General features: G+C 76.6%; 23 protein-coding genes. 10 read left to right on the top strand and 13 right to left on the bottom strand.

Annotated elements, in window-relative coordinates; translation table 11 throughout:
• Positions 1–148 precede the first annotated feature (148 nt).
• Positions 149–961 (bottom strand): hypothetical protein, encoded by an 813-nt coding sequence (locus ABD345_RS24105; protein ID WP_344554680.1) that lies wholly within the window; start codon positions 959–961, stop codon positions 149–151.
• Between the two features lie 713 nt (positions 962–1,674).
• Between ABD345_RS24105 and ABD345_RS24100 the strand changes: the two genes are divergently transcribed.
• A complete protein-coding gene (locus tag ABD345_RS24100) occupies positions 1,675–3,546 on the top strand; it encodes a transketolase (RefSeq protein WP_344554679.1) in 1,872 nt (623 codons plus the stop codon).
• 54 nt (positions 3,547–3,600) lie between these two features.
• On the opposite strand, the gene ABD345_RS24095 is transcribed toward ABD345_RS24100, so the two are convergent.
• Positions 3,601–3,816: a DUF6480 family protein gene (locus ABD345_RS24095; RefSeq protein ID WP_344554678.1), complete on the bottom strand. Its 216-nt coding sequence runs from the start codon at positions 3,814–3,816 to the stop codon at positions 3,601–3,603.
• A 318-nt stretch (positions 3,817–4,134) separates the two neighbouring features.
• Here ABD345_RS24095 and ABD345_RS24090 point away from each other — a divergent pair, with 318 nt between their 5' ends.
• Entirely contained in the window at positions 4,135–5,391 is a 1,257-nt protein-coding gene (locus ABD345_RS24090; RefSeq protein ID WP_344554677.1) for a lycopene cyclase family protein, read from the top strand.
• Between the two features lie 73 nt (positions 5,392–5,464).
• Positions 5,465–7,021, top strand: a complete 1,557-nt coding sequence (locus ABD345_RS24085; protein ID WP_344554676.1) for an FAD-dependent oxidoreductase — start codon at positions 5,465–5,467, stop codon at positions 7,019–7,021.
• A 24-nt stretch (positions 7,022–7,045) separates the two neighbouring features.
• Here ABD345_RS24085 and ABD345_RS24080 read toward each other — a convergent pair whose 3' ends face one another.
• The 4 genes from ABD345_RS24080 to ABD345_RS24065 are packed head-to-tail and all read right to left on the bottom strand — an operon-like array spanning position 7,046 to position 11,685.
• Entirely contained in the window at positions 7,046–8,044 is a 999-nt protein-coding gene (locus tag ABD345_RS24080; RefSeq protein WP_344554675.1) for a Rieske (2Fe-2S) protein, read from the bottom strand.
• Positions 8,041–9,027 carry a phytoene/squalene synthase family protein gene (locus ABD345_RS24075; protein WP_344554674.1) on the bottom strand — a complete coding sequence of 329 codons (987 nt, stop codon included), beginning with the start codon at positions 9,025–9,027 and terminating at the stop codon, positions 8,041–8,043. Before ABD345_RS24075 ends, ABD345_RS24080 begins: the two co-directional genes overlap by 4 nt.
• Positions 9,014–10,585, bottom strand: coding sequence for a phytoene desaturase family protein (gene crtI, locus ABD345_RS24070; RefSeq protein ID WP_344554673.1), 1,572 nt, complete (start codon positions 10,583–10,585; stop codon positions 9,014–9,016). The genes ABD345_RS24075 and crtI overlap by 14 nt, the downstream gene beginning before the upstream one ends.
• A complete protein-coding gene (locus ABD345_RS24065; RefSeq protein ID WP_344554672.1) occupies positions 10,582–11,685 on the bottom strand; it encodes a polyprenyl synthetase family protein in 1,104 nt (367 codons plus the stop codon). The genes crtI and ABD345_RS24065 overlap by 4 nt, the downstream gene beginning before the upstream one ends.
• A 418-nt stretch (positions 11,686–12,103) precedes the next feature.
• Between ABD345_RS24065 and ABD345_RS24060 the strand changes: the two genes are divergently transcribed.
• Positions 12,104–12,454, top strand: coding sequence for a PRC-barrel domain-containing protein (locus ABD345_RS24060; protein WP_344554671.1), 351 nt, complete (start codon positions 12,104–12,106; stop codon positions 12,452–12,454).
• A 112-nt stretch (positions 12,455–12,566) separates the two neighbouring features.
• On the opposite strand, the gene ABD345_RS24055 is transcribed toward ABD345_RS24060, so the two are convergent.
• The 5 genes from ABD345_RS24055 to ABD345_RS24035 form a co-directional block, all read right to left on the bottom strand.
• Positions 12,567–13,085, bottom strand: a complete 519-nt coding sequence (locus ABD345_RS24055; RefSeq protein WP_344554670.1) for an HAD domain-containing protein — start codon at positions 13,083–13,085, stop codon at positions 12,567–12,569.
• A gap of 81 nt (positions 13,086–13,166) precedes the next feature.
• Positions 13,167–14,435: an MFS transporter gene (locus ABD345_RS24050; protein ID WP_344554669.1), complete on the bottom strand. Its 1,269-nt coding sequence runs from the start codon at positions 14,433–14,435 to the stop codon at positions 13,167–13,169.
• Between the two features lie 84 nt (positions 14,436–14,519).
• A complete protein-coding gene (locus ABD345_RS24045; protein ID WP_344554683.1) occupies positions 14,520–15,854 on the bottom strand; it encodes a sugar porter family MFS transporter in 1,335 nt (444 codons plus the stop codon).
• A 181-nt stretch (positions 15,855–16,035) separates the two neighbouring features.
• Complete coding sequence (locus tag ABD345_RS24040; RefSeq protein WP_344554668.1) at positions 16,036–16,683, bottom strand: FMN-binding negative transcriptional regulator; 648 nt, start codon at positions 16,681–16,683, stop codon at positions 16,036–16,038.
• Entirely contained in the window at positions 16,677–17,342 is a 666-nt protein-coding gene (locus ABD345_RS24035) for a pyridoxamine 5'-phosphate oxidase family protein (RefSeq protein WP_344554667.1), read from the bottom strand. Before ABD345_RS24035 ends, ABD345_RS24040 begins: the two co-directional genes overlap by 7 nt.
• A gap of 34 nt (positions 17,343–17,376) precedes the next feature.
• Between ABD345_RS24035 and ABD345_RS24030 the strand changes: the two genes are divergently transcribed.
• Complete coding sequence (locus tag ABD345_RS24030; RefSeq protein WP_344554666.1) at positions 17,377–18,693, top strand: aminotransferase class I/II-fold pyridoxal phosphate-dependent enzyme; 1,317 nt, start codon at positions 17,377–17,379, stop codon at positions 18,691–18,693.
• Positions 18,694–18,869: 176 nt separating this feature from the next.
• Positions 18,870–18,992: a type B 50S ribosomal protein L36 gene (ykgO, locus tag ABD345_RS24025; RefSeq protein WP_111552099.1), complete on the top strand. Its 123-nt coding sequence runs from the start codon at positions 18,870–18,872 to the stop codon at positions 18,990–18,992.
• Between the two features lie 55 nt (positions 18,993–19,047).
• Here the strand turns inward: ykgO and ABD345_RS24020 are convergent, their stop codons facing one another.
• Positions 19,048–20,406: an NAD(P)/FAD-dependent oxidoreductase gene (locus ABD345_RS24020; protein WP_344554665.1), complete on the bottom strand. Its 1,359-nt coding sequence runs from the start codon at positions 20,404–20,406 to the stop codon at positions 19,048–19,050.
• Between the two features lie 154 nt (positions 20,407–20,560).
• Between ABD345_RS24020 and ABD345_RS24015 the strand changes: the two genes are divergently transcribed.
• From ABD345_RS24015 to ABD345_RS24000, 4 genes are all read left to right on the top strand, one after another.
• Positions 20,561–21,316, top strand: a complete 756-nt coding sequence (locus ABD345_RS24015; protein ID WP_344554664.1) for a HipA family kinase — start codon at positions 20,561–20,563, stop codon at positions 21,314–21,316.
• Complete coding sequence (locus tag ABD345_RS24010) at positions 21,316–21,714, top strand: DUF3037 domain-containing protein (RefSeq protein ID WP_344554663.1); 399 nt, start codon at positions 21,316–21,318, stop codon at positions 21,712–21,714. The genes ABD345_RS24015 and ABD345_RS24010 overlap by 1 nt, the downstream gene beginning before the upstream one ends.
• A gap of 106 nt (positions 21,715–21,820) precedes the next feature.
• Complete coding sequence (locus ABD345_RS24005) at positions 21,821–22,300, top strand: MarR family winged helix-turn-helix transcriptional regulator (protein ID WP_344554662.1); 480 nt, start codon at positions 21,821–21,823, stop codon at positions 22,298–22,300.
• A 29-nt stretch (positions 22,301–22,329) separates the two neighbouring features.
• A complete protein-coding gene (locus ABD345_RS24000) occupies positions 22,330–23,247 on the top strand; it encodes a DUF2797 domain-containing protein (RefSeq protein ID WP_344554661.1) in 918 nt (305 codons plus the stop codon).
• A gap of 81 nt (positions 23,248–23,328) precedes the next feature.
• On the opposite strand, the gene ABD345_RS23995 is transcribed toward ABD345_RS24000, so the two are convergent.
• Positions 23,329–23,928, bottom strand: coding sequence for a hypothetical protein (locus tag ABD345_RS23995; RefSeq protein ID WP_344554660.1), 600 nt, complete (start codon positions 23,926–23,928; stop codon positions 23,329–23,331).
• Positions 23,929–23,944: the final 16 nt, after the last annotated feature.

The raw sequence follows: 23,944 nt of genomic DNA, 5'->3' as shown, positions 1-23,944 counted from the left end.
CTGCCGGAACCGCCGCACCCGCGCCCCGCGGCCGCCAGCAGCCGGCGCAGCGCCGCCCCGCACCGCGGCCCCCGGCGCACGGCTGACCGCCCGGCGCACGGCTGACCGCCCGGCACGCACCAGGCGCGGCGACCGGACCGGCTTCCGGTCAGGCCCCGGCGGCGTCCCAGTAGCCGGGGTCGGCGGGTCGGCGCCCGCGCAGGTCCTCCCGGACGGTGGTGGCCAGCCGCAGGGTGTCCTTGCGGTTGACCCGCGCCCCGATCACCGCACCGGCCAGCAGCGGGGCCAGGGTCGGAAGCTTGCGCAGCCCCGAGCGGGTCAGCCGCCTGCTCACCTGCCGGCGCAGCGCCGCGCTCCGGTTCAGCGCCAGCAGCGCCCCCGGGCGGGTCAGGTCCATCCCGCGGCCCTCGCTCCACACCGCCAGGTACGCGTACGAGCGCTGCCGCGCGGAGCCCTCCGGCACCTGGCCGTAGACCGCGTACAGCTCGGCGATCAGTTTCAGCTCGATCGCCGCGGAGGCGAGCAGCTCGGACGCCAGCTCGACCGGCATCACCAGCGGTACGGGCATCATCGCCACCGTCCCGGCGCTCGCGCCGACCGCGGTCGAGGCCCGCACCGACCCGGCGACGAGCAGGTCCGCCAGCTCGTCCGGCGTCCGGGCCCCGGGGTGCTGGGCCCGGAGCGTCGCCAGGTTCCGCACCGGGATCCGCGGGGCCGCGTCCAGCAGCCGCTCGGTCAGCATCCGCAGCCCGTTGCGGGGACCCGTCCCGAGCCGGTGGCCGCCGCGGGCCAGGCCGTTGCCCAGCCGCCGCGCCAGCGCGCGCACCCGGCGCGCCGTCCCGCCCCGCGACCCGTCGTCCCGCTCCTCCACCTCGGCGGCGATCCGGGCCAGCTCCGCCGTGATCTCGTCCGGGTCCCCGGGGAGACCCCCCGGCCGTTCCGGCTCACCGATCGGTGCCATGTGCTCGCCTCCACTCCCGTGCGGACTTCCCACCGGCCCGTCTGCCCGGCAGCGGCCCGGACAGTCCCGGGCGGGCGCGCCGCCGCCGGCCGCCACCGCGGCGGCGGTGCGCCGGTGCTCCCGGAAGGCCCGTTCGCGGCCCCCGCCCGCCGGGCCGGCCCCTCCTGCGGGGCGCCGGGCGCGACGGCCCCGCCCTCCAGTATCGGGTTCGTCGAGGCGGCGGGCGCGGCCGACGTCGCGGCGCCGGAGCCGTTCTGGAACCGGGCGTACCGCCCCGCCGGGATCGCACCACCCGATCGGGTGACGCCCGCCCGCCCGCCGGTGCGCGGGCGGACCGCTCCCCGCGCCCCCGGCCGGACCGTCGCGGGCGCCCGGCCCGCACCGGCGGCCCCGTCCCGCCGACCTGCGCCGGACGGCGGGTTCAGTAGGGCATCGGGCGGCCGGAGGGGGTACGCAGGTCGAGCGGGGGACGCGGACGCGGTGGCGCGGGTCGCCGGACCACGGTGGTCGCTGCCATCTCCATCACCTCCTCGACTGTGCCCCGCCTCTACCCACCCCGCCCCGCCCGACACCCCGCCCCGCTCCCGGAGCCGGGGGCCGGGCGGACGACCCGTGCGTCGGAGCCGGCCCAGCGGGTAGGCGCGCCGCGGCCGTCCCGCCCGGCCCCGCGCCCCGCGGCCCGCCGCACCCCACGACCAGAAAGGCCGTCCGACATGACCGCCCAGTCCCTGCTCGGCCCCGACACCGAACCCGCCCGGCTCTTCGACCTCGCCCAGCAACTGCGCGTCGACGCCGTCCGCGCCAGCACCTCGGCCGGGTCCGGGCACCCCACCTCCAGCCTGTCCGCCGCCGATCTGATGGCCGTGCTGATGGCCCGCCACCTGCGCTACGACTGGGAGGCGCCCGACAACCCGGACGCCGACCACCTGGTGTTCTCCAAGGGCCACGCCTCCCCGCTGCTGTACGCGATGTTCAAGGCGGCGGGCGCGATCGGCGACGAGGAGCTGATGACCACCTACCGGCGCTTCGGCCACCGCCTCCAGGGCCACCCCACCCCGGAACTGCCCTGGGTCGACCTGGCCACCGGCTCGCTCGGCCAGGGCGTCGCCTACGCCGTGGGCATCGCGCTGGCCGGCCGCGACCTGGAGCGCCGCGACTTCCGGGTGTGGGTGCTGTGCGGCGACAGCGAGACCGCCGAGGGCTCCGTCTGGGAGGCTCTGGACGCGGCGGGCCGCCACCGGCTCGGCAACTTCACCGCGATCATCGACGTCAACCGGCTCGGCCAGAGCGGCCCCACCGAACTCCAGTGGGACACCGACGCCTACGCCCGCCGGGTCGAGGCCTTCGGCTGCCGCGCCCTGGTCGTCGACGGCCACGACCTGGACGCCGTCGACCGGGCCCTGACCACGGCCGCCGACGGCACCGCGCCCACCGTGATCGTCGCCCGCACCGTCAAGGGGCGGGGCGTCGCCGAGGTCGCCGACCAGGAGGGCTGGCACGGCAAGCCGCTGCCCGAGGACCTCGCCGAACGCGCCGTCGCCGAACTGGGCGGGCAGCGCGACCTGCGGGTGCGCGGACCGCAGCCCCCGCACGGCAGCCCCGCCCTCAAGGTGCACGCCCCCGAGGTCGAACTGCCGCGCTTCGAGCCCGGCGAGCAGGTCGCCACCCGGGTCGCCTACGGCAAGACGCTCGCCGCCCTCGGCGCCCGCCCCGACGTGGTCGCGCTGGACGCCGAGGTCGGCAACTCCACCCACGCCGAGGACTTCGCGAAGGCCCACCCCACCCGGTACTTCCAGAGCTACATCGCCGAACAGCAGATGGTCGCCACCGCCGTCGGCATGGCCGTGCGGGGCTTCCGGCCCTACGCGACCACCTTCGCCGCCTTCCTCACCCGCGCCCACGACTTCATCCGGATGGCCGCCGTCTCCCAGATCACCATGACGCTGTGCGGCACCCACACCGGCGTGGAGATCGGCGAGGACGGCCCCTCCCAGATGGGCCTGGAGGACCTCGCCATGATGCGCGCCGTCCGCGGCTCCACCGTCCTCTACCCGGCCGACGCCACCGCCACCGCCGCCCTGACCGCCGCCGTGGCCGACCTGCCCGGCATCTCGTACCTGCGCACCACCCGCGGTGCCTACCCGGTGCTGTACGGCCCCGAGGAGGAGTTCCCGATCGGCGGCTCCAAGACCCTGCGCCACGGCCCGGACGACCGGGTCACCCTGGTCGGCGCCGGAGTGACCCTGCACGAGTGCCTGGCCGCCGCCGACCTGCTGGCCGAGGAGGGCGTCCCCGTCCGGGTGCTCGACCTCTACTCCGTCAAGCCCGTCGACACCGACGCTCTGCTGCGCGCCGCCCGCGAGACCGGGGCCCTGGTGGTGGCCGAGGACCACCACCCCGAGGGCGGCCTCGGCGAGGCCGTCCTGTCCGCCCTCGCCGCCGCCGACGCCCACCCCGCGGTCACCCACCTCGGCGCCACCGGCCTCCCCGGCTCCGGCACCACCGAGGAGCTGCTGCGGGCCGCCGGCATCTCCCGCGACGCGATCGCCGCCGCGGCCCGCGCCCTCGCCGACCGCCGCCGCTGACCCGCTGCGGCCGGGTCCGGGGTCGGGCCCGGGCCCGGGGCGGCGGCTCCTTCCTCAGGCGAAGATCCGCCCGACGGCGAAGCCGATGCAGCAGACCACCATGACCATGATGACCAGCAGGGGGACCCAGCCGGGCCAGGCGGTGCGCAGTTCCACCGCCTCGGGGGTGGAGATGCCGTGCGTGGTCGAGCCCTCGCACTCGGGGGTCTCGACCGGCAGGGAGTGGCCGGGCAACCCGACCGAAGCGGGGACGGAGTGGCTGACGGACATGGCGTCCTCCCGGTGGTTCCGAGTCTCGTGGCGTACCGGTTCGCTTCCACTCCCCACGCTCCACCCGGCCGCGCCCGGGCGCAAAGGCGCACCGCTCGCGCACCGTTCGGGCGGGAGGCGGACCCGCCGCGCCCCGCCGCACCGGATCCACCGGCCGGCGACACGGCGGCCCGTCCCGGCGGATGGCGCGACCGGCCCGGGACAGAGGTGACAGGGTGGGAGCACCCCCCGGGCGCCCCGCCGGACGGAGCCCGGGCCGTACGCCGGGGACGGGTCGGACGCCCCGCACCCCGTCCGGAGCCGGAAGGCGGAAGCGAGTTGAGAGGCACCCCGGAAGCCGCGCCCCTCGCGCTGGTGATCATCGGCGGGGGAGCCGCCGGACTCAGCCTGGCCGACTGCCTGGTCAGGCACGACCTGCAGGGGGCCGGCGGCCCCCGGTTCGACGTGACCCTGGTCGAGGCGCCGGAGGGCCCGCTGCGCCCGGCCCCCCGGACCTGGTGCTTCTGGGACGACGGGCCCGGGGCGTACGAGGAGGCCGTCACCGCGCAGTGGTCCCGGCTGCGGATCACCGGCCCCGACGGCGACCGGGTCGAAGCGGCACCCGCCCCCCTGCGCTACCGGATGCTGCGCTCCACCGCCTTCGAGGAACTGGTCCGCACCCGGCTCGCGGCCCATCCCCGGGTCCGGGTCCTGCGCGCCACCGTCCGGCACGTGCGGGCGAGGACGGACGGCCGGTCCGGCGCCCGGGTGCACGCCGACGACCCGGCCGGGCGGCCGCTCATCCTCGACGCCCGGTACGTCTTCGACTCCAGGCCGCCCGCCCGGGCCCCGCTGGCCCGCACCGCCCTGCTGCAGCACTTCCGGGGCTGGTTCGTGCGCACCGACCGCCCGCGCTTCGACCCGGGCACGGCGGACCTGATGGACTTCCGGGTCCCGCAGCCCGCCCACGGCCTCGCCTTCGGGTACGTCCTGCCGCTGGCCCCCGACCGCGCCCTGGTGGAGTACACCGAGTTCTCCCGGCACCCGCTGACCGTCCCCGCCTACGAACGCGCCCTGCGCTCCTACACCGGGGGAGTCCTGGGCCTGGGCGGACTCACCGTGGAGGGCGTCGAACAGGGCGCCATCCCGATGACGGACGGCCGCTTCCCCCGCCGCATCGCCCCCGCGCACGTGCACATCGGCACGGCCGGCGGCGCCACCCGCCCCGCCACCGGCTACACCTTCGCCGCCGTCCAGCGGCAGAGCCGCGCCATCACCGAGGCCCTCGGCCGCCCCGCCGCGCCGCACCGCCCCGCCCCGGCCCCCGCCCCCCACCGCCGACGGGACCTGGCCATGGACGCGGTCCTGCTGCGCGCCCTGGACACCGGTCGCATCGACGGGCCCCGCTTCTTCACCGACCTGTTCCGCCGCACCCCCGCCGCCCAGGTGCTCCGCTTCCTGGACGGCGCGAGCACCCCCCTCGAAGGACTCCGCATCGGCCTGCGCTGCCCCGTCGGCCCCATGCTGCGGTCGGCCGTCGAACTGCCGCTGCTGCCCCGCCGGGCCGCGCCCGGCACCAGCCCCGCCCACCCCTGAGGACCACCGTGACCGCGCTCCGGCACCACGACCACCCCGCCCGCCCCGCCGCCGTCCTCCCGGCGGTGCGGGCATGAGCCGCACCCCGTCCGGCGCCCGGCACGGCCGGGACCGCCGCGCCGAAGTGCTGCCCGCCGCCCCCGGCCGCCCCCGCTTCCCGGGGGCCGAGCCGCCCCGGGTGGCCGTGGTCGGCGGCGGGATCGCCGGCCTCGCCGCCGCGACGGCCCTCGCCGAACGCGGCATCGACGTGGTCCTCCACGAGAGGGAACCCGTGCTGGGCGGGCGGGTCGCGGGCTGGCGCACCCGCCTCGCCGACGGGTCCACCGCGACGATGAGCCGGGGCTTCCACGCCTTCTTCCGCCAGTACTACAACCTGCGCGGCCTGCTGCGGCGCACCGACCCCGGCCTGACCCGGCTGGTCGGCCTGCCCGACTACCCGCTGCGCCGACGCTCCGGGGCGACCGACGGCTTCGCCCGGGTACCGCGCACCCCGCCGTTCAGCGCCGCCGGCTTCGTCGCCCTCAGCCCCACCTTCGGCCTGCGCGACCTCGCCGCCCTGGACGCCCGGGCCGCCCTCCCGCTGCTGGACGTCCGCCTCCCCGAGGTCTTCGAACGCCACGACACCACCAGCGCGCACGACCTGCTGCGGCGGATCAACTTCCCCGAGGCCGCCCGCCACCTCGCCTTCGAGGTGTTCTCCCGCAGCTTCTTCACCGACCCGCGCGACCTGTCCGCCGCCGAACTGCTGCTGATGTTCCACATCTACTTCCTCGGCTCCTCCGAAGGACTGCTCTTCGACGTCCCCACCGAGCCCTACCCGCAGGCCCTGTGGGAGCCGCTGGCCGCCTACCTGACCGCCCTCGGCGTCGACCTGCGCACCGGCTCCGCCGTCGACGCGGTCCGGCCGCTGCCCGGCGGGGACCTCGAAGTGGCGACCCCCGGCGGGGGAACCGAACGCCACCAGGCCGTGGTCCTCGCCCTGGACCCGGCCGGCCTGCGGGACCTCGTCGCGAACTCCGCGGACCTGGGCGACCCGGCCTGGCGCGCCAACATCGCCGCGCTGCGCACCGCGCCGCCCTTCCTGGTCTCCCGGCTCTGGCTGGACCGCCCGGTCGCCGCCGACCGGCCGGGCTTCCTCGGCACCAGCGGCTACGACGGGCTGGACAACGTCAGCGTGCTGGAGCGCTGGGAGGGCGAAGCGGCCCGCTGGTCCGCCCGCACCGGCGGGTCCGTGGTCGAACTGCACGCCTACGCCGTGGCCGAGGACGCCGAACCGGAGGAGTTCCAGGAACGCATGACGGCCCGGCTGCACGAGGTCTACCCGGAGACCCGCGACGCCCGGACGGTGGACGTCCGCCACGAATGGCGCCGGGACTGCCCGGTCTTCCCGGTCGGCGGCTGGCCGCGCCGCCCCGGCGTCGCCACCCCGCACCCCGCCGTCGTCCTCGCCGGGGACCTCGTCCGCACCGACCTGCCCGTCGCCCTGATGGAACGCGCCGCCACCACCGGCTTCCAGGCCGCCAACACCCTGCTCGCCCGCTGGGGCGTCACCGGCCAGACCCTGTGGTCGGTGCCCCGGGCCGGCCGCTCCCGCCTGCTGCGGGCCCTGGCCCGCCGGGCGGCCCGCTGATGGCCGCCCGGCCGCCCGGCCCCGTCAGCCGGGGAAACGGCCGGTGCTGCGCAGCGCCCAGCGGCGCTCCGCGTAGGCCAGGTCGTCGCGCCACAGCCGACCCGCGGTGCGGCGCACCAGCGGCCGCAGGGCCGGGGCCAGCGCCCGGGCCACGGCGAAACCCCGCCGCCCGGAACAGGCGACGACCGCTTCCACCACCGCCGTGCGCGGGGCGGGGGAGGAGGGGGCGGTCAGCGGGGTCGCGTGGGTCTCCACCACCGACCCCGCCCCCTCGCCCTCGACGATGCGCATGACGACCGTGCGCGGCCCGGGTGCGGTGAAGACCGCGCGCACCGGCACCACCAGCCGTCCGGCCACCCGGAACGACACGTCCACCGCGAACCGGTCCTCCCCGGTGCCGTCCGGCACCTCCCGCACCGCCAGGTCCGCGAACGAGTAGGGGTGGAACCAGGAGCCGTGCCACGGATCCAGCCGGTTGGCCACCACGTCCTCCGGCTCGCAGCGGCCCAGCCCCGTGTACACCGCCGCGACCGCCCCCCGCAGCTCGGGCCGCTCCACCGCCACCGGCCGCCCGGTGGGCTCCCCGCCCCCCGCGGCGTCCAGCCGCACCCAGGCCAGCACCCCGTCCTCGTGCACCGGGAAGGGCTCCCAGCCGGCCGCCGGGCCGCCGTCCAGGGCCAGCCCGTGCCAGCGGCAGACCAGCGTGCCGCACACCACCCGGCCGTCCTTCAGCGGCGCCCCCAGGTGCGGGCAGACCCCCGGCCCGGCCCGCAGCGCGCCCGCGACGTCCCGCCACAGCACCACCTCCGTGCCCGCCACCAGCCGCCCGCACGGCCGACCGCCGGCGGCGACCTCCCCGGCCGCGCCGACGGCGAACCAGTTCCCGGCGGGCCGCGCCCCCGCCCGCTCCAGCGCGGCGGCGATCAGCGCGGGCCGCGCCTGCCGCCACGACGGCTCCTGGCGCGCCCAGGCCGCCGCCCGGCGCAGCCGCAGCGGCGGCCGCCAACGCGGCCGGGCGCTCACCGCCCCGCCCCAGGGCGGCGCGGGCGCCCGGGCGGGGACCCGCCCCGCGCCGGGACCCGCACCCGGGCCGCCACGAGGCGGGTCAGCCCCGACGCGGCGACGGCCGCCCTCCGGTGCACCGGCACCACCGCGCGCCGGTGCAGCACCGGGTAGCCGTCCCCGGCGATCGCGTCGAGGATGCCGCCGTACAGCAGGAAGGCCGTCCGGATGCAGGGCCGCACCCGGGGCTCCAGCATCGCGATGCCCGGCTCGGCGTCCCGGTAGGCGCCGCGGGTCAGCGCGGCGGCCGCCACCAGCGCGGCCCGGATGCGGGCGTCGTCCCGGCCCGTGCGGCGGCTCCACTCCAGCAGCGGCCGGTCCACCCCGTGGGCCGCGAGCAGGTCGGCCGGCAGGTACACCCGGCCGCGGTCCAGGTCCTCGCCCACGTCGCGCAGGAAGTTGGTCAACTGGAACGCCACCCCGAGGGCGGCCGCGTACGGCTCGGCCTCGGCGCGGCTGGTCACCGTGCCGAGGACGGGCAGCATCTGCAGGCCGATCACCGCCGCCGAACCGTGCATGTAGCCGCACAGGTCCCGGTAGGTCGGGTAGTCGGTGACGGTGAGGTCGGCGCGCATCGAGGCCATGAAGTCGGTGAACAGCGCCGGGTCGATGCCGTACCGCTCCGCGGTGTCCGCGACCGCCCGCACCACCGGCTCCGCCGCGCCGCCGTGCCGCAGGCCCTGCGCCAGGTCCCGCTCCAGCACCCCCAGCAGCCGGTCGCGCTCGGCGGGCGGCTCGCGCCGGTCCAGCCCGTCCACGATGTCGTCCGCCCACCGGGCGAAGCCGTACAGCGCGTGGACCGCGCTCCGGCGCTCCGGCGGCAGCAGCCGGGTCGCCAGGAAGTAGGTGCGGCCGTGTCGGGCGTTGAGCTCGCGGCAGGCGGTGTACGCCGCCCGCAGGTCGGGGGCGGTGATCCCCGCGGCGTCCAGTTCACGGGCCGTCATGTGCTGCTCCTGCGGTCGGGGAGGCGAGCGGCACCGCGCCGGGCGCCGAAGGCGCGCGGCGGCGCCCCGGGGCCGGCCGGTCGGCACCGGTGATCCGGGCGGCGGCGAGCTTCCCGCTGATCAGCACGGTCGGGACGCCGACCCCGGGAGTGGTGCCGCACCCGGCCAGCACCACGTTCTCCAGGCCCCGCACCAGGTTGCGCGGCCGGAACGGACCCGTCTGCGCGAAGGTGTGGGCCGCGGAGAACGGCGTGCCGGCCGCGTGCCCCAGGGCGGTCCAGTCCGCCGGGGTCACCAGGCACTCCTCCTCCACGGCCGCGCCGATCCCGGTCAGCCCGCGCCGCTCCAGGGTGTCGAGCAGGTGGTCGCGGTAGCCGGGCGCCAGGTCGGCCCAGGCCGCGGCGCCCGGGCCGACGGCGGTGTTGGGCACCGGGGCCAGCACGTAGTGGGTGTGCCGCCCGGCCGGGGCCGCCGACGGGTCCGTGCCGGTCGGGTGGGTGACCAGCAGCGAGGGGTCCGTCATCAGGCTTCCGGTGCGGGTCAGTTCGTCGAACGTCCGCTCCCAGGCGCGGCCGAACGACAGGGTGTGGTGGGCCAGCTCCGGCCACGTCCGGTCGGTGCCCAGGTGCAGCACCACCGCCGACGGCGAGAACCGCAGCGGCACCGCCCGCCGGGGCGCCCGCCCCAGCAGCCGGTACGCCACCGGCAGGTCGGGGGTGAGCACGACCGCGTCGCAGGCGATCCGCCCGCGGTCGGTGACCACGGCCGTGACCCTGTCCCCGCGCCGCTCCAGGCGCGTCACGGTGCTCCCGTAGTGGAACGCGGCCCCCGCCGCCCCGGCGACGGCGGCCATCGCCAGCGGCAGCGCGTGCATGCCGCCGCGCGGGAACCACACCCCGGCCACCGTGTCCATGTAGGCGATGACCGCGTAGGCGGCCAGGGCCCGGGCCGGCGCCACCCCCGCGTACAGCGACTGGAACGAGAAGACCCGCTGCAGCCGCTCGTCGCGCAGGTGGCGCCCGATCCGCGGCGCGAGCCGGCCGAACCCGCCCAGGGCGGCCAGCCGCACCAGGTCCGGGTTGAGCAGCTGCCACGGCGAGTCGAAGTTGGCGTCGATGAAGCGCCGCATCTGCGCCCGGTGCAGCCGGACGAGCCAGCGGCGCAGCTCCCGGTAGCCCGCGGCCTCCCGGGCCCCGGCGAAGCGCGCCACCTCGGCCTCCATCGCCTCCGCGTCGGTGTGCACGTCCAGCGTGCTGCCGTCGGCGAACCGGGCCCGGTAGGCGGGGTGCAGCGGCAGCAGGTCCACGTGCGCCCGCAACGAGGTGCCGACCGCCGCGAACGCCTCGTCGGCGAGGTCGGGCATGGTCAGCACGGTGGGCCCGGTGTCGAAGAGGTACCCGCCCCGCCGGATCCGCCCCGCCCGCCCGCCGGGCCCCTCGTCCCGCTCGACGACGGTCACCCGCCGCCCCGCGCCGATCAGGTGGCAGGCGGCGGACAGCCCGGCCAGACCCGCCCCGACGACGACCACGTGGTCGGACGGCGGCACGGCGCGCCTCACCGCGCCGCCCCCGCACCGCACGCACCGGCGGGTCCCGGCGCCGGCCCGGCGGCCGCCCTGAGCAGGTCGGCCAGCCGCCCGGCGCCGGGACCCGCCGGGCGGGCCCGCTCCAGGTGCTCCGCGCCGCGTGCGGAGAGCCGCTCGACGAGGGACAGCACGGCGGCCCGCGCCCCCGTCCCGACCAGCACCTCCCTGACCTCGGCCAACGCCTCGTCGTCCAGGTCCGGGTCGCCCAGGCGGCGCTCCAGCACGCTCGACGAGACCCGGTCGCCGGCGGCCGCCGCCCGGGCGTGCGCCACCGCGGCCAGGTAGGTGGGCTTGCCCGCCCGGAGGTCCTCCCCGCAGGGCTTGCCGGTCCGCGCGGGATCCCCGAAGACCCCGTCGAGGTCGTCCCTGAGCTGGAAGGCGATGCCCGCGCAACGGCCCGCGCGGCGCAGTTCCGCCACCTCCTCCGGTCCGGCCCCGGCCAGCACGGCGCCCAGGTGCACGGGCCGCTCCACCGAGTACATCGCGCTCTTGAGCCGGGCGATCCGCAGCGCCCGGCCCGGCGAACGCGACCGGGTCACCTGGCCGTGCACGTCCGCGTACTGGCCGGCGACCACCTCCGTCCGCAGGTCCGACCAGACCTCCCGCACCCGGGCCCCGGCCTGCGCCCGCAGCTCCGCCTGCGCGGCGGCCGCGAGGTCGTCCGCCCAGGCGAGGGCCAGGTCCCCGGCGAGGACGCCCGCGACCGCGCCGAGGTGCTCGGCCCCCCGTTCGCCCGCGTCGGGCGCGTACCGGGCGGCCACGTCCAGGTGCAGGGCCCGGCGGCCGCGGCGCGTCACCGACCCGTCCATCACGTCGTCCTGGACGAGCGCGCAGGTCTGGAGCAGCTCCAGCGCCGCCGCCGTGGCCAGCGCGGTGCCGACCGGCCCGTCCCCCCGCCCGCAGGCGCGCATCGCCCACCACAGGAACTGCCCCCGCGTCCGCTTGCCCCCGCTCCGGGTGAACTCCGCCACCCGGAGCGCGACGTCGGCCGCGAAGGTCCCGTCGGCGGCGGCCGCCCGCGCCACCCGGTGGTCCAGGTAGTGGTCGAGCACCCGGCCGACCGCGCCCGGCACGTCGCCGTCGACGCACCCGGCCGATGCCGGGGCCCACCCCGAAAGAGACCCCGTTCCGCCGGGCGAACCGCGTTCTTCGGCCGGGGGAGGGAGCACACCGGAGGGTCCGCCCCGCCCGGGCGGGGCGGCTCGGCCTCCCGCGGACGCCGACAGTGGTACGGAGGACATCGGACTCGCTTTCCCGTGGGGTTCCGGCGCGCACCCCGTGCGGGCGCCCGGGGGCGCCGTGCACCGGCGGCGCAGGGGGCTCTTCTCGTCTATCCCCCTCCCGGGGCCCCAGTCGCCCCCGGCACCCGATTCACCCCCGGATGCACCTGCGTCCCACCGGCGGATCCGTGGACGAGGCATGGTTCCCCGGCGCCGGGGCAGGCGGCCCGTCGTACGGAGAACGAGACACGCGAGAACGAGGAGGCGGCGCATGACTGAGGCGATGTGGGGCTACGAGGGTGCCGAGGGCTACGCTGCGGGCTCGGACCTGACGGGGTACCGGGTCGAGGCGACGGACGGGCACATCGGGAAGGTCGACAAGCACACCGTGGACGTCGGCGCGGGCTACGTCGTGGTCGACACCGGCCCGTGGATCTTCGGCCGCGAGGTGCTGCTCCCGGCCGGCACCATCACCCGGGTCGACGACGCGGAGAAGACGGTGTGGGTCGACCGGACCCAGGACGAGGTGAAGAACTCCCCGGAGTACGACAAGGACAAGCACGCCGACGACCCGGCCTACCGCAACCAGGTCGGCGGCTACTACGGCGGCGCCGCCATCTGACCCGCCGCCACCAGGGCCACCCGGGCCCCGCGTCCTCGGACGCGGGGCCCGGGCCGTTGCGCGTCCCGCTCCGACCGCCCGGCAGCCCGCCGCCCGGTGCCGGTCCGGGGCCTCAGCAGGCCCACGGGTTCGGCCAGGCCCGCGACGGCGGCCGCCGCAGCAGCCGGTCCACGTGCTCGCGCCGCAGGCCCTGCGCCGGGTCGACCGGCAGCAGCAGCCGGTCCGCCCGCAGCACGCTGCGCCGCACCAGGCGCGGCGGGATGCAGTCGTCCACCCAGGCGAACGGGCGGCCCTGCGCGTGCCGCAGGATCGGCGCCCACTTGGCGGCCGAGAACAGCTCCATCAGCGGCACCCGGGGGTCGCCCGGCTGCGGCACGTAGCCGCTGAACACCACCACCGGCAGTTCGGGCAGCCCGAGCAGCGGGGCGATGTGCTCGTTGGCCCGCTCCTCCCACGTGGTGGCCCAGACAAGGGTGTAGCGGTCGGCCAGTTCGCGCAGCCACTCGCCGTGGCGCGGTGACAGCAGCACCGAGTAGCCCAGCAGGGCGTGGGTGTCGAAGTCGTCGTCGGGGTGCGGGAACACCGGGTTCAGCACCCCGTCGACGTCGAGGTACAGCAGTGGCTTGCCCATGCGGTCGTCTCCCCCGGGTCGCGGCCAGTCACCTGGTCGGACGAGCCGGGGGCCCGGGAGGTTGCAAGCTGTCAGCGACTGTCACCCGGAAGTGACGGGTTCCGGTTCCACCGCCCCGGAGCGCGCCTCCGGAGCCGCACGCTCCAACCGCCGCACCTCCGGCACCAGCAGCACCAGCCCGGCCAGCACCGCGCAGACCAGCGTGCACCCCCACAGCGCCCCGGACAGGCCGAACGCCGCCGCGGCCGGACCGGCCAGGCCGGTGCCCAGCGGGAGCAGCGCGAACGAGCCGAACGAGTCGTAGGCGGACATCCGCGACACCAGCTCCTCCGGGACCTCCTGCTGCAGCGTCACCATCCAGCCCACCAGGAACACCGTGGTGCCCGCGCCGGCCAGGAACATCGCCGCCGCGACCAGCGGCAGCGGCCACTCCAGCGCCAGCGCCAGCGGGGGCAGCCCGAACAGGAACACCCCGCCGTTGCCGACCAGCAGCAGCCGGCGCGGCTGCCAGCGGGTCATCAGCGGGCCCGCCAGCACCATGCCCACGCTCAGCGCCGCCATCGCCACGCCCCACGCCCCGGCGCCGCCCATCCGCCGCTCGGCCACCACCGGCCCGTACACCGCCTCCACGGCGAGCACGCAGGCGTTGATCAGGCCGAACTGCAGCACGATCGCCCACAGCCACCGCCGGGCGGTGAACTCCCGCCAGCCGACCAGCAGTTCGCGGGCCAGGCTGGGCCGTGCCGAGCCCCGTTCGGCCGCCGGCTCCGGCCGCAGGCCCACCCGCAGCGCCGCCGCGAGGGCGAAGCAGGCCGCGTCCGCCGCCAGCACCCAGCCGGGCCCGGCGGTGGCGACCAGCAGGCCGCCGAGCGCCGCGCCCGCGATCGAGGCGCCGTTCATCGCCATCCGGAACACCGAGAACGCCTTCGCCGCGTGCGCGGCCGGCACCGCCCGCAGGATCACCCCCTCGGCGGCCGGCGCGTAGAACGCCTGGCCCGCGCCGCCCGCCGCGGAGAGCGCCATCAGCGCCCACAGGCTCGGGTGCCCGAGCAGCACCAGCGCCGCCAGCACCGCCTGCGAGGCGGCGTTGAACAGGTTCGCCCCGACCATCACCAGGTGCCGGGGCAGCCGGTCGGCGATCGCGCCGCCGACCAGCAGCAGCACCACCAGCGGCACCGTCCGGGCGGCGGTCACGTAGCCGACCTCGGTGCTGCCCCAGTGCTCGCCGGAGTGCAGGACCGCGAAAGCGGTGGCGATCGGAGCCGCGGCGTTGCCGAGCCCGCTCACCACCGTCGCGGCGGTCTGGATGCGGTAGTTGCGGCCGGCCCAGGCCGGGTCGAGGAGGTTCACCGCCCGACCATGGACCTGCCACACCCCCGCCGTCCAGCGCTTTTCCCTCCCGGCCGGGCGGGGCCGGCCGGGAGGGAGGGCGGCTCAGCCCATCTCCTCCAGCGCCTTGCCCTTGGTCTCCTTGATGCAGAAGGCCACGAACGGGATGGACAGCAGCGCGAAGCAGGCGTAGATGACGTACGTCGCCGACAGGTTCCAGTCCGAGAGGTTGGGGAAGGTGACGGTGATCGCCCAGTTGGCGATCCACTGCGCGGAGGCGGCCACCGACAGGGCCAGTGCCCGGATCCGGTTGGGGAACATCTCGCCGAGCAGCACCCAGACCACCACGCCCCAGGAGAAGGCGAAGCAGAACACGAAGACGTGCGCGGCCACCAGCGCCGTGGTGGCGTACGCGTCGTCCAGGGTCGCGCTGTCGCCGGTGCCCTGCCGGAAGGAGAACGCCCAGGCGGCCAGGCCGAGCGCGACGGCCATGCCCGCGGAGCCGGCCAGCGCCAGCGGCTTGCGGCCGATCCGGTCGACCAGCAGCATCGCGACCACGGTGCCGACCACGTTGACGATCGAGGTGGAGAGCGAGATCAGCAGCGAGTTGGACTCGTCGATGCCGACCGACTGCCACAGGAACGACGAGTAGTAGAAGATCACGTTGATGCCGACGAACTGCTGGAACACCGAGGCGCCGATGCCGATCCAGACGATCGGCAGCAGCCCGAACCGCCCGCCCAGCAGGTCCTTCAGGCGCGGCTTGTGCTCGGTGTTCAGGACGCGGCGGATCTCGGTGACCCGGGCGTCCAGGTCGACGTCCGAGCCCTCGACCTCGGCCAGCACCTTGCGGGCCTGCGCCTCCCGGTTGTCGGCGAGCAGGTAGCGCGGCGACTCGGGGATGGACAGCGCCATCAGTCCGTAGACGATGGCGGGCACGGCCTCCACGCCGAGCATCCACTGCCAGGCCTGGACACCCGCCAGGTGGTTGGTGGACTGGCCGTCGGCGGCCTGGTTGAGCGCCCAGTTGGCGAGCTGCGAGACGGTGATGCCGAGCACGATGGCCATCTGCTGGAAGGAGGCCAGCCGGCCCCGGTACGCGGTCGGCGCGACCTCGGCGATGTAGGTCGGGGCGATCACCGAGGCGATGCCGATGGCGATGCCGCCCAGCACGCGCCACATCCCGAGCACCTCGATGCTGGGCGGGAACATCGATCCGACGCCGCTGATCGCGAACAGCACCGCGGCCAGCAGCATGGTGCGCACCCGGCCGTAGTGGTCGGCCAGCCAGCCGGCCACCACCGCGCCGGCCGCCGAGCCGAGCAGGGCGATCGCGACCACGAACGCGGTCTCGCCGTTGCCGACGCCGAAGTGCTTCTGGATGCCGGTGACCGCGCCGTTGATCACCGCACTGTCGTAGCCGAACAGGAATCCGCCCATCGCGGCGGCGGCGGAGATGAACACCACGTGGCCGAGGTGTTCGTCCCTGGGGGCGGCGTGGGTAGCCAGTGGTCTCTCCCTACATGACGTTCCGTCCCGTTTTGGACGGAAATCTCCGGAGGTAATTCGACCAGCGGCTACCCCGCCGTACGCGTCCGACACGCCCGGGGCCGATCAACTGTCAGTCCGACGAACGGTCAGCGGCGCCCGCCCGCAGGGCCATCCGCCGTAGCAGCTGCGCGCGGGCGGCCGCGTCCTGCGGGTTCCCGGTGGCCGCGTGCCGCTCGGCCAGCCGCTCGGCGACCTCGCCCTGGAGCTCGACCGGCTTCTTGTCGTCGTACTTGAACTTCGCCCGTACCCGGCGCACCGTCAGCCGCAGCCCCCGGACGGCGGTCAGCTGCGCCCAGTAGGCGCTCTGCGGCTCCACCCGGTCCGCGGGCCACTCGGGCTGGAAGTGCGCCAGCTGCCGGTCGATCAGCGCGGCCTTCTCCGCCGGGTCCTCGACCAGCTCGGCGGTGCAGGAGAACTGCACGGAGGCGTAGTAGCTGGTCGGGGTGTACGGGGCGGCGCGCCAGCGGCCGGGGACGAAGGCGTGGTCGTCGGTGACGGCCAGCGTCACGTGCGGGTCGGCGCGCACCGCGGCCAGCAGCGGGTTGGCGGCGGACAGGTGCAGCAGCACCTCGCCCGCCCCGGCGTCCAGCAGGAAGGGCGCGGGGGTGAGCACCGGGCCGTCGGGCCCGTTGGCCGCCAGCGTGCCGAAGCTCCGGCCCTCGGCCAGCCACTGGCGCCACTCCTGCTCCGCGCCGCGGTCCCACCCCCGGATCAGCACGGCCGCTCCCGCAGGTAGGCGGGGACCTCGGCGTCGGTGTGCGGGGAGGGCAGCGGCGTGCCGTGCGCGGGGGCGACCGGGACGACGCCGGCCCAGTACGGCAGGCCGAGGTCCTCCTCCTCGTCGTTGACGCCGCCGGTGCGGGTCTTGGCCGAGACCCGCTCCAGCTCCAGCCGGACCACCGCGGTGGCGGCCAGCTCCTTGGCGTTGGCCGGCCGGCAGTCGGCCGAGCGGCCCGGCAGCACCTGGTCGACGATCGCGTCCAGCGCCAGGCGCAGCTCCGCCGGGTCGGTGACCTGGTGCGCGGTGCCGTGCGCCACCACCGAGCGGTAGTTGACGGAGTGGTGGAAGGCGGACTTGGCCAGCACCAGCCCGTCCAGGTGCGTCACCGTCACGCACACCGGCAGGCCCTGCTCGCCCCGCGCCCCGCGCAGCGGGCGGCTGCCGGTGGAGCCGTGCAGGTAGAGCCGGTTGCCGACCCGGGCGTACAGGGTGGGCAGCACGACCGGGGCGCCGTCCCGGACGAAGCCGAGGTGGCACAGGGATCCGGCGTCCAGGATCGCGTGCACCGTCTCCTCGTCCCAGGCGGCGCGCTCCTTGGAGCGGGTGGGGGTGGTCAGGTCGTCCCTGGTGTACGACCCGCCGGGACCGTCCGACATGACAACTCCTCTGCACTAGTGCATAATCTGCTTTGTGCTAGGAGAGTATCGGATCACCGGTCGGCGAGCCAGCGAGATTGCCGCCGACGTCGAACGCGCCGTCGCCGCGGGGGAGTTGGCCCCCGGCGCCGCCCTGCCCCCGCTGCGCGAGCTGGCCGACGGGCTCGGGGTGAACCCCAACACGGTGGCCGCCGCCTACCGCCTGCTGCGCGAGCGCGGCGTCATCGAGACCGCCGGGCGGCGCGGCAGCCGGGTCCGCCCCCGCCCCGTCACCGCCCCGCGGGACCAGGCCCGGCTGCCCGTCCCGCCCGGCGCGCGGGACGTCTCGGCCGGCAACCCCGACCCGGCCCTGCTGCCCCCGCTCGGCCCCGCCCTGGCGGTCGCCGCCGCCGGCCCCGCCGTGCTGTACGGGCACCCCGTCGCCGAGCCCGGCCTGCTCGCCGACTACCGCGCCGAGTTCCGCGCCGACGGCGTCCCCGAGGGCGAACTCGCGGTCTGCTCCGGCGCGTTGGACGCCATCTCCCGGGTGCTGGCCGCCCACCTGCGCCCCGGCGACACCGTCGCCGTCGAGGACCCGGGCTGGGGCAGCCTGCTCGACCTGCTGCCCGCCCTCGGCCTGCGTCCCGCCCCCGTCCCGGTCGACGACCAGGGCCCGCTGCCCGGCCCGGTCGCCGCCGCCCTCGACCACGGCGCCCGCGCCCTGATCGTCACCAGCCGGGCCCAGAACCCCACCGGCGCCGCCCTCACCGCCGCCCGCGCCGCCGAACTGCGCGCCGTGCTGGCCGACCGCCCGGGCACCGTCCTGATCGAGGACGACCACGGCCACGGCATGGTCGACCAGCCCTTCCACTCGCTCGCCGCCGGCACTGTCACGCACTGGACGCTGGTGCGCTCCGCCGCCAAGGCGTTCGGCCCCGACCTGCGGGTCGCCGTCTGCGCCGGCGACGCCGACACCGTCGCCCGCGTGCTGGGCCGCCAGCGCCTCGACGCCGGCTGGGTCAGCCACCTCCTGCAGCGCGCCCTGCTCGAACTGCGCCGCCGCCCGCCCGTCCCCGCCCCCGTCTACCGCGCCCGCCGGGACGCCCTGCTGGCCGCCCTGGCCGCGCACGGCGTCCGCGCGCACGGCGCCAGCGGGCTGAACGTCTGGGTGCCCGTCGCGGACGAGACCGCCACCGCCGCCGCGATGCTGCACCGCGGCTGGGTCACCGCCCCCGGCGCCCGCTTCCGCCTCGCCTCCCCGCCCGGCCTCCGGATCACCGTCTCCACCCTCGACCCGGCCGAGGCCGCCGACCTCGCCGCCGACCTGGCCGCCGTCCTGTCCGCCCCCGCCGCCGGCTCCCGACTGACCTAGGAACGGCCCGTGCCGATCCGCCTGACCCGCCTGCGCCCCGGCCCGCCCCCGCTGGCCCGTGCGCGCACGCCGAGCTCCACCCGTACGACCTCTGACGCCTGTCATGTCCGCGAGGAATAGCGGGCGGCCCGTTCCGGTTGCAGCCCGCAGTGGCACCGACCAGGAAGGACCCCGTCATGCGCGTCCGAAACTCGCTCCGCTCCCTGAAGGCCAAGCCCGGCGCGCAGGTGGTCCGCCGCCGCGGGCGCACCTTCGTGATCAACCGCAGGGACCCGCGCTTCAAGGCCCGCCAGGGCTGACGGCACGGAAGGGCCCCCGACCGGAAGGCGATCCGGTCGGGGGCCCCGGCGCGGCTCAGCCCTTGGCCAGCAGCGCCTGCGCGTGCTCGCGGACCTGGTCGCGGGACAGGTACGCGTCGGTGTACTCGAAGTCGCGCAGCCGGGCGGGCTGCCGGGCCAGGAAGCCGGTGCGGACGAAGTCGTCGCCCGCGGTGGCGTTCAGCAGCCAGTTCGCCGCCGTGCGGTACTTCGCGGCGTTGGTGCGCATCGCCATCACGTGGTAGCCGCGGGCCACCGCCTGGGCGGGCGCGCCGTGCAGCTCCACGCCCAGCGGCTTGGACACCGCGTCCTTGCCGCCGAGGTCGACGACCAGGCCCAGGTCCTTGTGGAAGTACGGCTGCAACGGCTGGTTGCGCAGCGCCGCGACCAGGTTGTCGGCCGCCTTCTTGCCCTGCCGGGCCGAGTGCTGCGCGGTCGGCGGGCACACCGCCCCGTCGCCCTTGGCCAGGTCCGGCACCGCCGCCGCGTCGCCGAGCGCGAACACGCCCTCGAACTGCGGCACCCGCATCTCCGCGGTCACCGCGAGCCGCCCGCGCACCGTCTCCGCGTCCAGGGTCCCGATCAGCGGGGAGGCGGCCACGCCGGCCGTCCAGATCAGGGTGCGGCACGGCAGGCTGCGCCCGTCGGTGAACTTGACGGTCTCCGGGCCGACCTCGGCGACCGACACGCCCAGCGAGACGTCCACGCCGCGGGCCCGGAGGATCTCCATCGCGGTGGTGCCGAGCTTGTCGCCCAGCTCGGGCATCAGCTTCGGCGCGATGTCGATCAGGTGCCACTTGATCAGGTGCGGGTCCAGCCGCGGGTAGCGCTTGACCGCCGCCGTGGTCAGCCGCTGCAGGCAGGCCGCGGTCTCGGTGCCCGCGTACCCGCCGCCGACCACCACGAACTGCAGCCGCGAGGCCCGCTCGTTCTCGTCCATCGACGCGGACGCCAGGTCGAGCTGGGCGATCACGTGGTCGCGGATGTACGTGGCCTCGGCGAGGGTCTTCATGCCGCGCGCGTAGTCCGGCAGGCCGGGGATGTCGAAGGTCCGGGTGACGCTGCCCGGCGCGAGCACCAGGTAGTCGTACTTCACCGCCACCACCTCGTCGGTGATCTTGCGGACCACGGCGACCTTCGACCGCGGATCGATGCCGATCGCCCCGCCCGGCACGATGTGGGTGCGCCGCAGCGAGCGCCGCAGCGAGATCGCCACCGACTGCGGGGTCAGCACCCCGGCCGCGACGTGCGGCAGCAGCGGCAGGTACAGCTGGTAAGAGAACGGCGTGACCAGGGAGATCTCCGCCTCGGAGGGGGCGAGTTTGCGCTCCAGGCGGCGCGCGCACTCCAGTCCGGCGAATCCGCCGCCGACGATCAGGATCCGAGGTCGTTCCATCTTCATCCCCTACGTGTGTGCAGGTCCGTGAGTGGCAAGGACGACTGTTGGCCACACTCGCACGGGGTAACGGCGGGTGCATCTCCAACGGCTGTCCACCGCCTGCCCGCAGGGCGCCGGGCCATGCCCCCACCGGGGCCGCTAGGCTGTCCGGATGCTCTCCGAGGTGACGGCCGTCCGCTACGCGACGCCGCTGCGCGAAGGCGGTTCGATGCCCGGCCTCATCGAGGCCGACGACCGCCGCCTGTACGTCCTGAAGTGGGTCGGCGCGGCCCAGGGCCGCAAGGCGCTGGTGGCCGAGGTGCTGGCCGGCGAGCTCGGCCGCCGGATCGGCCTGCCGGTGCCCGAACTCGCCCTGGTCGACCTGGACCCGGTGCTCGCCCGCAGCGAGCCCGAGGTGCAGATCCAGGACCAGATGCGGGCCAGCGGCGGCACCAACCTCGGCATGGCGTACGTCTCCGGCGCGCTGAACTTCGACCCGCTGTGCTTCGAGGTCGAGGACGACTCCGCCGCCCGGGTGCTCTGGTTCGACGCCCTGATCGGCAACGTCGACCGCTCCTGGCGCAACCCCAACCTGCTGGTCGCGGCCGGCGGCCTGCGGCTGATCGACCACGGCGCCAGCCTGGTCTTCCACCACAGCTGGCCGGGCGCCGAGAAGTGGCGCCGCAAGCCCTACGACGCCTCCGACCACGCGCTGCGGCACGCCGCCGCCCACCTGCCGCGGGTCGACGTCGAACTCGCCGAACTCGCCGGCAAGGCGCTGCCCGCCGCGGTCGCCGCCGTCCCGGACGTCTGGCTGGCCGACGAGCCCGGCTTCGACGGCCCCGAGGACGTCCGCGCCGCCTACACCGCACAGCTCACCGCCCGCCTGGCCGGGCCCCGCGACTGGCTGCCGGAGGTGGCGTCCTGATGGAGCCCGTCGACGAACCGCTGCGCCACGACTACGAGTACGCGCTGATCCGGGCCGTCCCCCGGGTCGAGCGCGGCGAGTGCGTCAACATCGGCGTCCTGCTGTACTGCCGGAACGCCGGGTTCCTGGGCACCCGCACCCACCTCGACCAGGGCCGGCTGCTGGCCCTGGACGCGCTGGCCGACGTGACGGGCGTGCGGCGCGCGCTGCGCGGCGTCGAGGCGGTCTGCGCGGGCGGCGAGGCGGCCGGCCCGGCCGCCCGGGACAGCGCCGGGCAGCGCTTCCGCTGGCTCACCGCCCCGCGCAGCGCCGTCGTCCAGCCCGGCCCCGTGCACACCGGGCTGACCGCCGACCCGGAGGCGGAACTGCACCACCTGTTCGACCGGCTGGTGCTCTGAGCCCCGCCGCCGCGGGGGGCGCGCACGGCGCGTCCACCGGATCCGCAAACTACTTGCCAGACTCAATACTGGAGTCGCTGAAACGAATGGGCGTACCCTGACCGCCATGGGCAGCAGCACAGGCCGCGGCACCGCCGCAACCGCACCCTCCAGCACCGAGCTGATGGAGCAGATCGCCGCCGTCGGCACCGCCTACTTCCAGGACTTCGCCGCCGCCGCGGCCCGCCACGGCCTCAACTCCTCGCAGGCCAAGGCGCTCAAGGCGGTCCTCGAACCCGTCCCGATGCGCGCCCTGGCCGGCCGCCTCGGCTGCGACGCCTCCAACGTCACCGGCATCGTCGACCGCCTCGAAGCGCTCGGCTACGCCCGCCGCGAAGCCGCCGCCGCCGACCGCCGGGTCAAGATCGTCACCATCACCGAGCAGGGCGGCGAGGTGCTCGGCCTGATCCGCGAGGACATGACCCGCGCCCGCGCCGCCTTCGACAGCCTCGACCCCGACGAGCGCGCCGCCCTCGCCGGCCTCTGCGAGCGGGTCCTGCCGCTGCTGCAGCGCCCCTGCACCCCACCGCCGCCGCCGTCACCGTGACTGTCGGTGGCGTGCCGTACGCTCACCGGATGCACCAGGACCAGGGCAACGGATGGACCGCCACGGGGCTGCGCTGGCAGGACGGCGCACCCCGGCTCACCGCCACCGACGGCCGCGAGCGGCACGCCCGGCCGCTCGCCGACGGCACCCCCGTCGCCTGGCGGATCGCCGGCCCGCGCCGCTGCACCGGCGCCCGCACCGAGCGCGGCCACCGGCCCTGCCCGCACCGCGCCACCGTCCCCGCCGAGGGCACCACCAGCCAGTGCCCGCCCTGCCAGAACGCCGACCGCGGCCTGCAGCTCGCCCGGGACCGGATCCTCGACGACGGCCGCGAGTACCGGCTCTACCTCGCCTGGTTCGCCCCCGGCCTGCTCAAGGTCGGCCTCACCGCCGTCGAGCGCGGCACCGCCCGCCTGCTCGAACAGGCCGCCCTCGCCTGGACGTTCGTCGCCCGCGGCCCGCTGCCCGTGGTCCGCCGCGCCGAACTCGCCCTCGCCCACGCCCGACTGGCCCGCGAGCGGATCCCCGCCGCCGCCAAGTACCCGGCCTGGTGGAACCTGCCCGCCCCCGCGCAGCGGCACGACGCGGTCACCGCCGCCCGCACCCGCGCCCACCGCCTGCTCACCGACCAGGGCCACGACCGGCTGGAACTGCTCACCGACCACCCCGTCACCGACCAGGTCGAGCTCTACGGCCTCACCGACGGCGCCCCCGACCACTACCAGCAGGTCAAGGCCGTCACCGACGGAGCCCGGCTGGCCGGCCGGCTGCGCCGACCGATCGGCGGGCACCTCTTCCTCGACCGCCCCGACGGCCCCCCGCTGCTGCTCGACACCCGCCTGCTCACCGGCTGGACCCTGCACGCCGACCCCGCCGCCACCACCTGCGACGGCCTGGCCCTGCTCCCCAGGGCCCGCCCCGCCGCCGAACAGGACACCCTGTTCTGAGCCGCCCCGCGCCCGGCCCTCCCGCCCGGCCCTCCCGCCGGGCCCTTCCGCCCGGCCCGCACCGGGGCCCCGGTGCGGGCCCTAGGGTTGACCGAACGCGGCGGTGAGTTCGTCCGCCGCGGACGGCAGCGGGGTGGTGAGGGCGACCCAGGAGCCGTCACGGAAGTACAGGTCGACCCGGCCGCGCTGGGTGACGCCCTTGGCGTTGCGCCGCGCGGTGGTGACCTCCGGGCGCGGGAGCTCCAGTTGGAGGGCGTGCTGCTCGGTGAGCTGCCACGGCTTGGCGCGGTCGGCGAGCAGCAGCAGCCGCCGGTCGGTGAGGGCGAGCAGCGCACTGCCGTGGGCGCCGTCCTCGTGCAGGCGGACCACCAGGCGTCCGGCGGTGGAGTGCCAGCCGCCGTCCATCCCGGTGCCGTGCCACACCGATTCGGGCACCGCGTTCAGCATCCGGTCCTCGACCGCCCCGACGGCGGCGGACGCCGGGTTGACCACCGCGTACGCGCGTCGCAGCAGGCCGAACGGCTTGGCGAGCCGCTGCTCCAGTTCACCGGGCCGCCGGGGCGTCAGCAGCTCCTCGGGCGGCCGCGGGATGCCGGGCGCGAGCGAGACCGGCGCGGCGGCCCGGAGCTGCTCCCCGGCGGCGAGGAACGGTGCGGCGAACTGGCGGTCCCGGTCGAGCACGGGTCAACTCCTCGGT

This window comes from Kitasatospora saccharophila, assembly GCF_039529925.1.
Lineage (GTDB): Bacteria > Actinomycetota > Actinomycetes > Streptomycetales > Streptomycetaceae > Kitasatospora > Kitasatospora saccharophila.
This window is presented reverse-complemented; position numbering and strand designations above follow the sequence as displayed.

What these genes read in the sequence shown, in the direction of transcription:
- ABD345_RS24105 (WP_344554680.1), bottom strand. Translation starts at nt 961, where the DNA reads ATGGCACCGATCGGTGAGCCGGAACGGCCGGGGGGTCTCCCCGGGGAC.
- ABD345_RS24010 (WP_344554663.1), top strand. Translation starts at nt 21,316, where the DNA reads ATGGAGCCCGTCGACGAACCGCTGCGCCACGACTACGAGTACGCGCTG.
- ABD345_RS24045 (WP_344554683.1), bottom strand. Translation starts at nt 15,854, where the DNA reads ATGGGCGGATTCCTGTTCGGCTACGACAGTGCGGTGATCAACGGCGCG.
- ABD345_RS24005 (WP_344554662.1), top strand. Translation starts at nt 21,821, where the DNA reads ATGGGCAGCAGCACAGGCCGCGGCACCGCCGCAACCGCACCCTCCAGC.
- ABD345_RS24015 (WP_344554664.1), top strand. Translation starts at nt 20,561, where the DNA reads ATGCTCTCCGAGGTGACGGCCGTCCGCTACGCGACGCCGCTGCGCGAA.
- ABD345_RS24020 (WP_344554665.1), bottom strand. Translation starts at nt 20,406, where the DNA reads ATGGAACGACCTCGGATCCTGATCGTCGGCGGCGGATTCGCCGGACTG.
- ABD345_RS24085 (WP_344554676.1), top strand. Translation starts at nt 5,465, where the DNA reads ATGAGCCGCACCCCGTCCGGCGCCCGGCACGGCCGGGACCGCCGCGCC.
- ABD345_RS24000 (WP_344554661.1), top strand. Translation starts at nt 22,330, where the DNA reads ATGCACCAGGACCAGGGCAACGGATGGACCGCCACGGGGCTGCGCTGG.
- ABD345_RS24100 (WP_344554679.1), top strand. Translation starts at nt 1,675, where the DNA reads ATGACCGCCCAGTCCCTGCTCGGCCCCGACACCGAACCCGCCCGGCTC.
- ABD345_RS24060 (WP_344554671.1), top strand. Translation starts at nt 12,104, where the DNA reads ATGACTGAGGCGATGTGGGGCTACGAGGGTGCCGAGGGCTACGCTGCG.
- ABD345_RS24075 (WP_344554674.1), bottom strand. Translation starts at nt 9,027, where the DNA reads ATGACGGCCCGTGAACTGGACGCCGCGGGGATCACCGCCCCCGACCTG.
- ABD345_RS24035 (WP_344554667.1), bottom strand. Translation starts at nt 17,342, where the DNA reads ATGTCGGACGGTCCCGGCGGGTCGTACACCAGGGACGACCTGACCACC.
- ykgO (WP_111552099.1), top strand. Translation starts at nt 18,870, where the DNA reads ATGCGCGTCCGAAACTCGCTCCGCTCCCTGAAGGCCAAGCCCGGCGCG.
- ABD345_RS24055 (WP_344554670.1), bottom strand. Translation starts at nt 13,085, where the DNA reads ATGGGCAAGCCACTGCTGTACCTCGACGTCGACGGGGTGCTGAACCCG.
- ABD345_RS24095 (WP_344554678.1), bottom strand. Translation starts at nt 3,816, where the DNA reads ATGTCCGTCAGCCACTCCGTCCCCGCTTCGGTCGGGTTGCCCGGCCAC.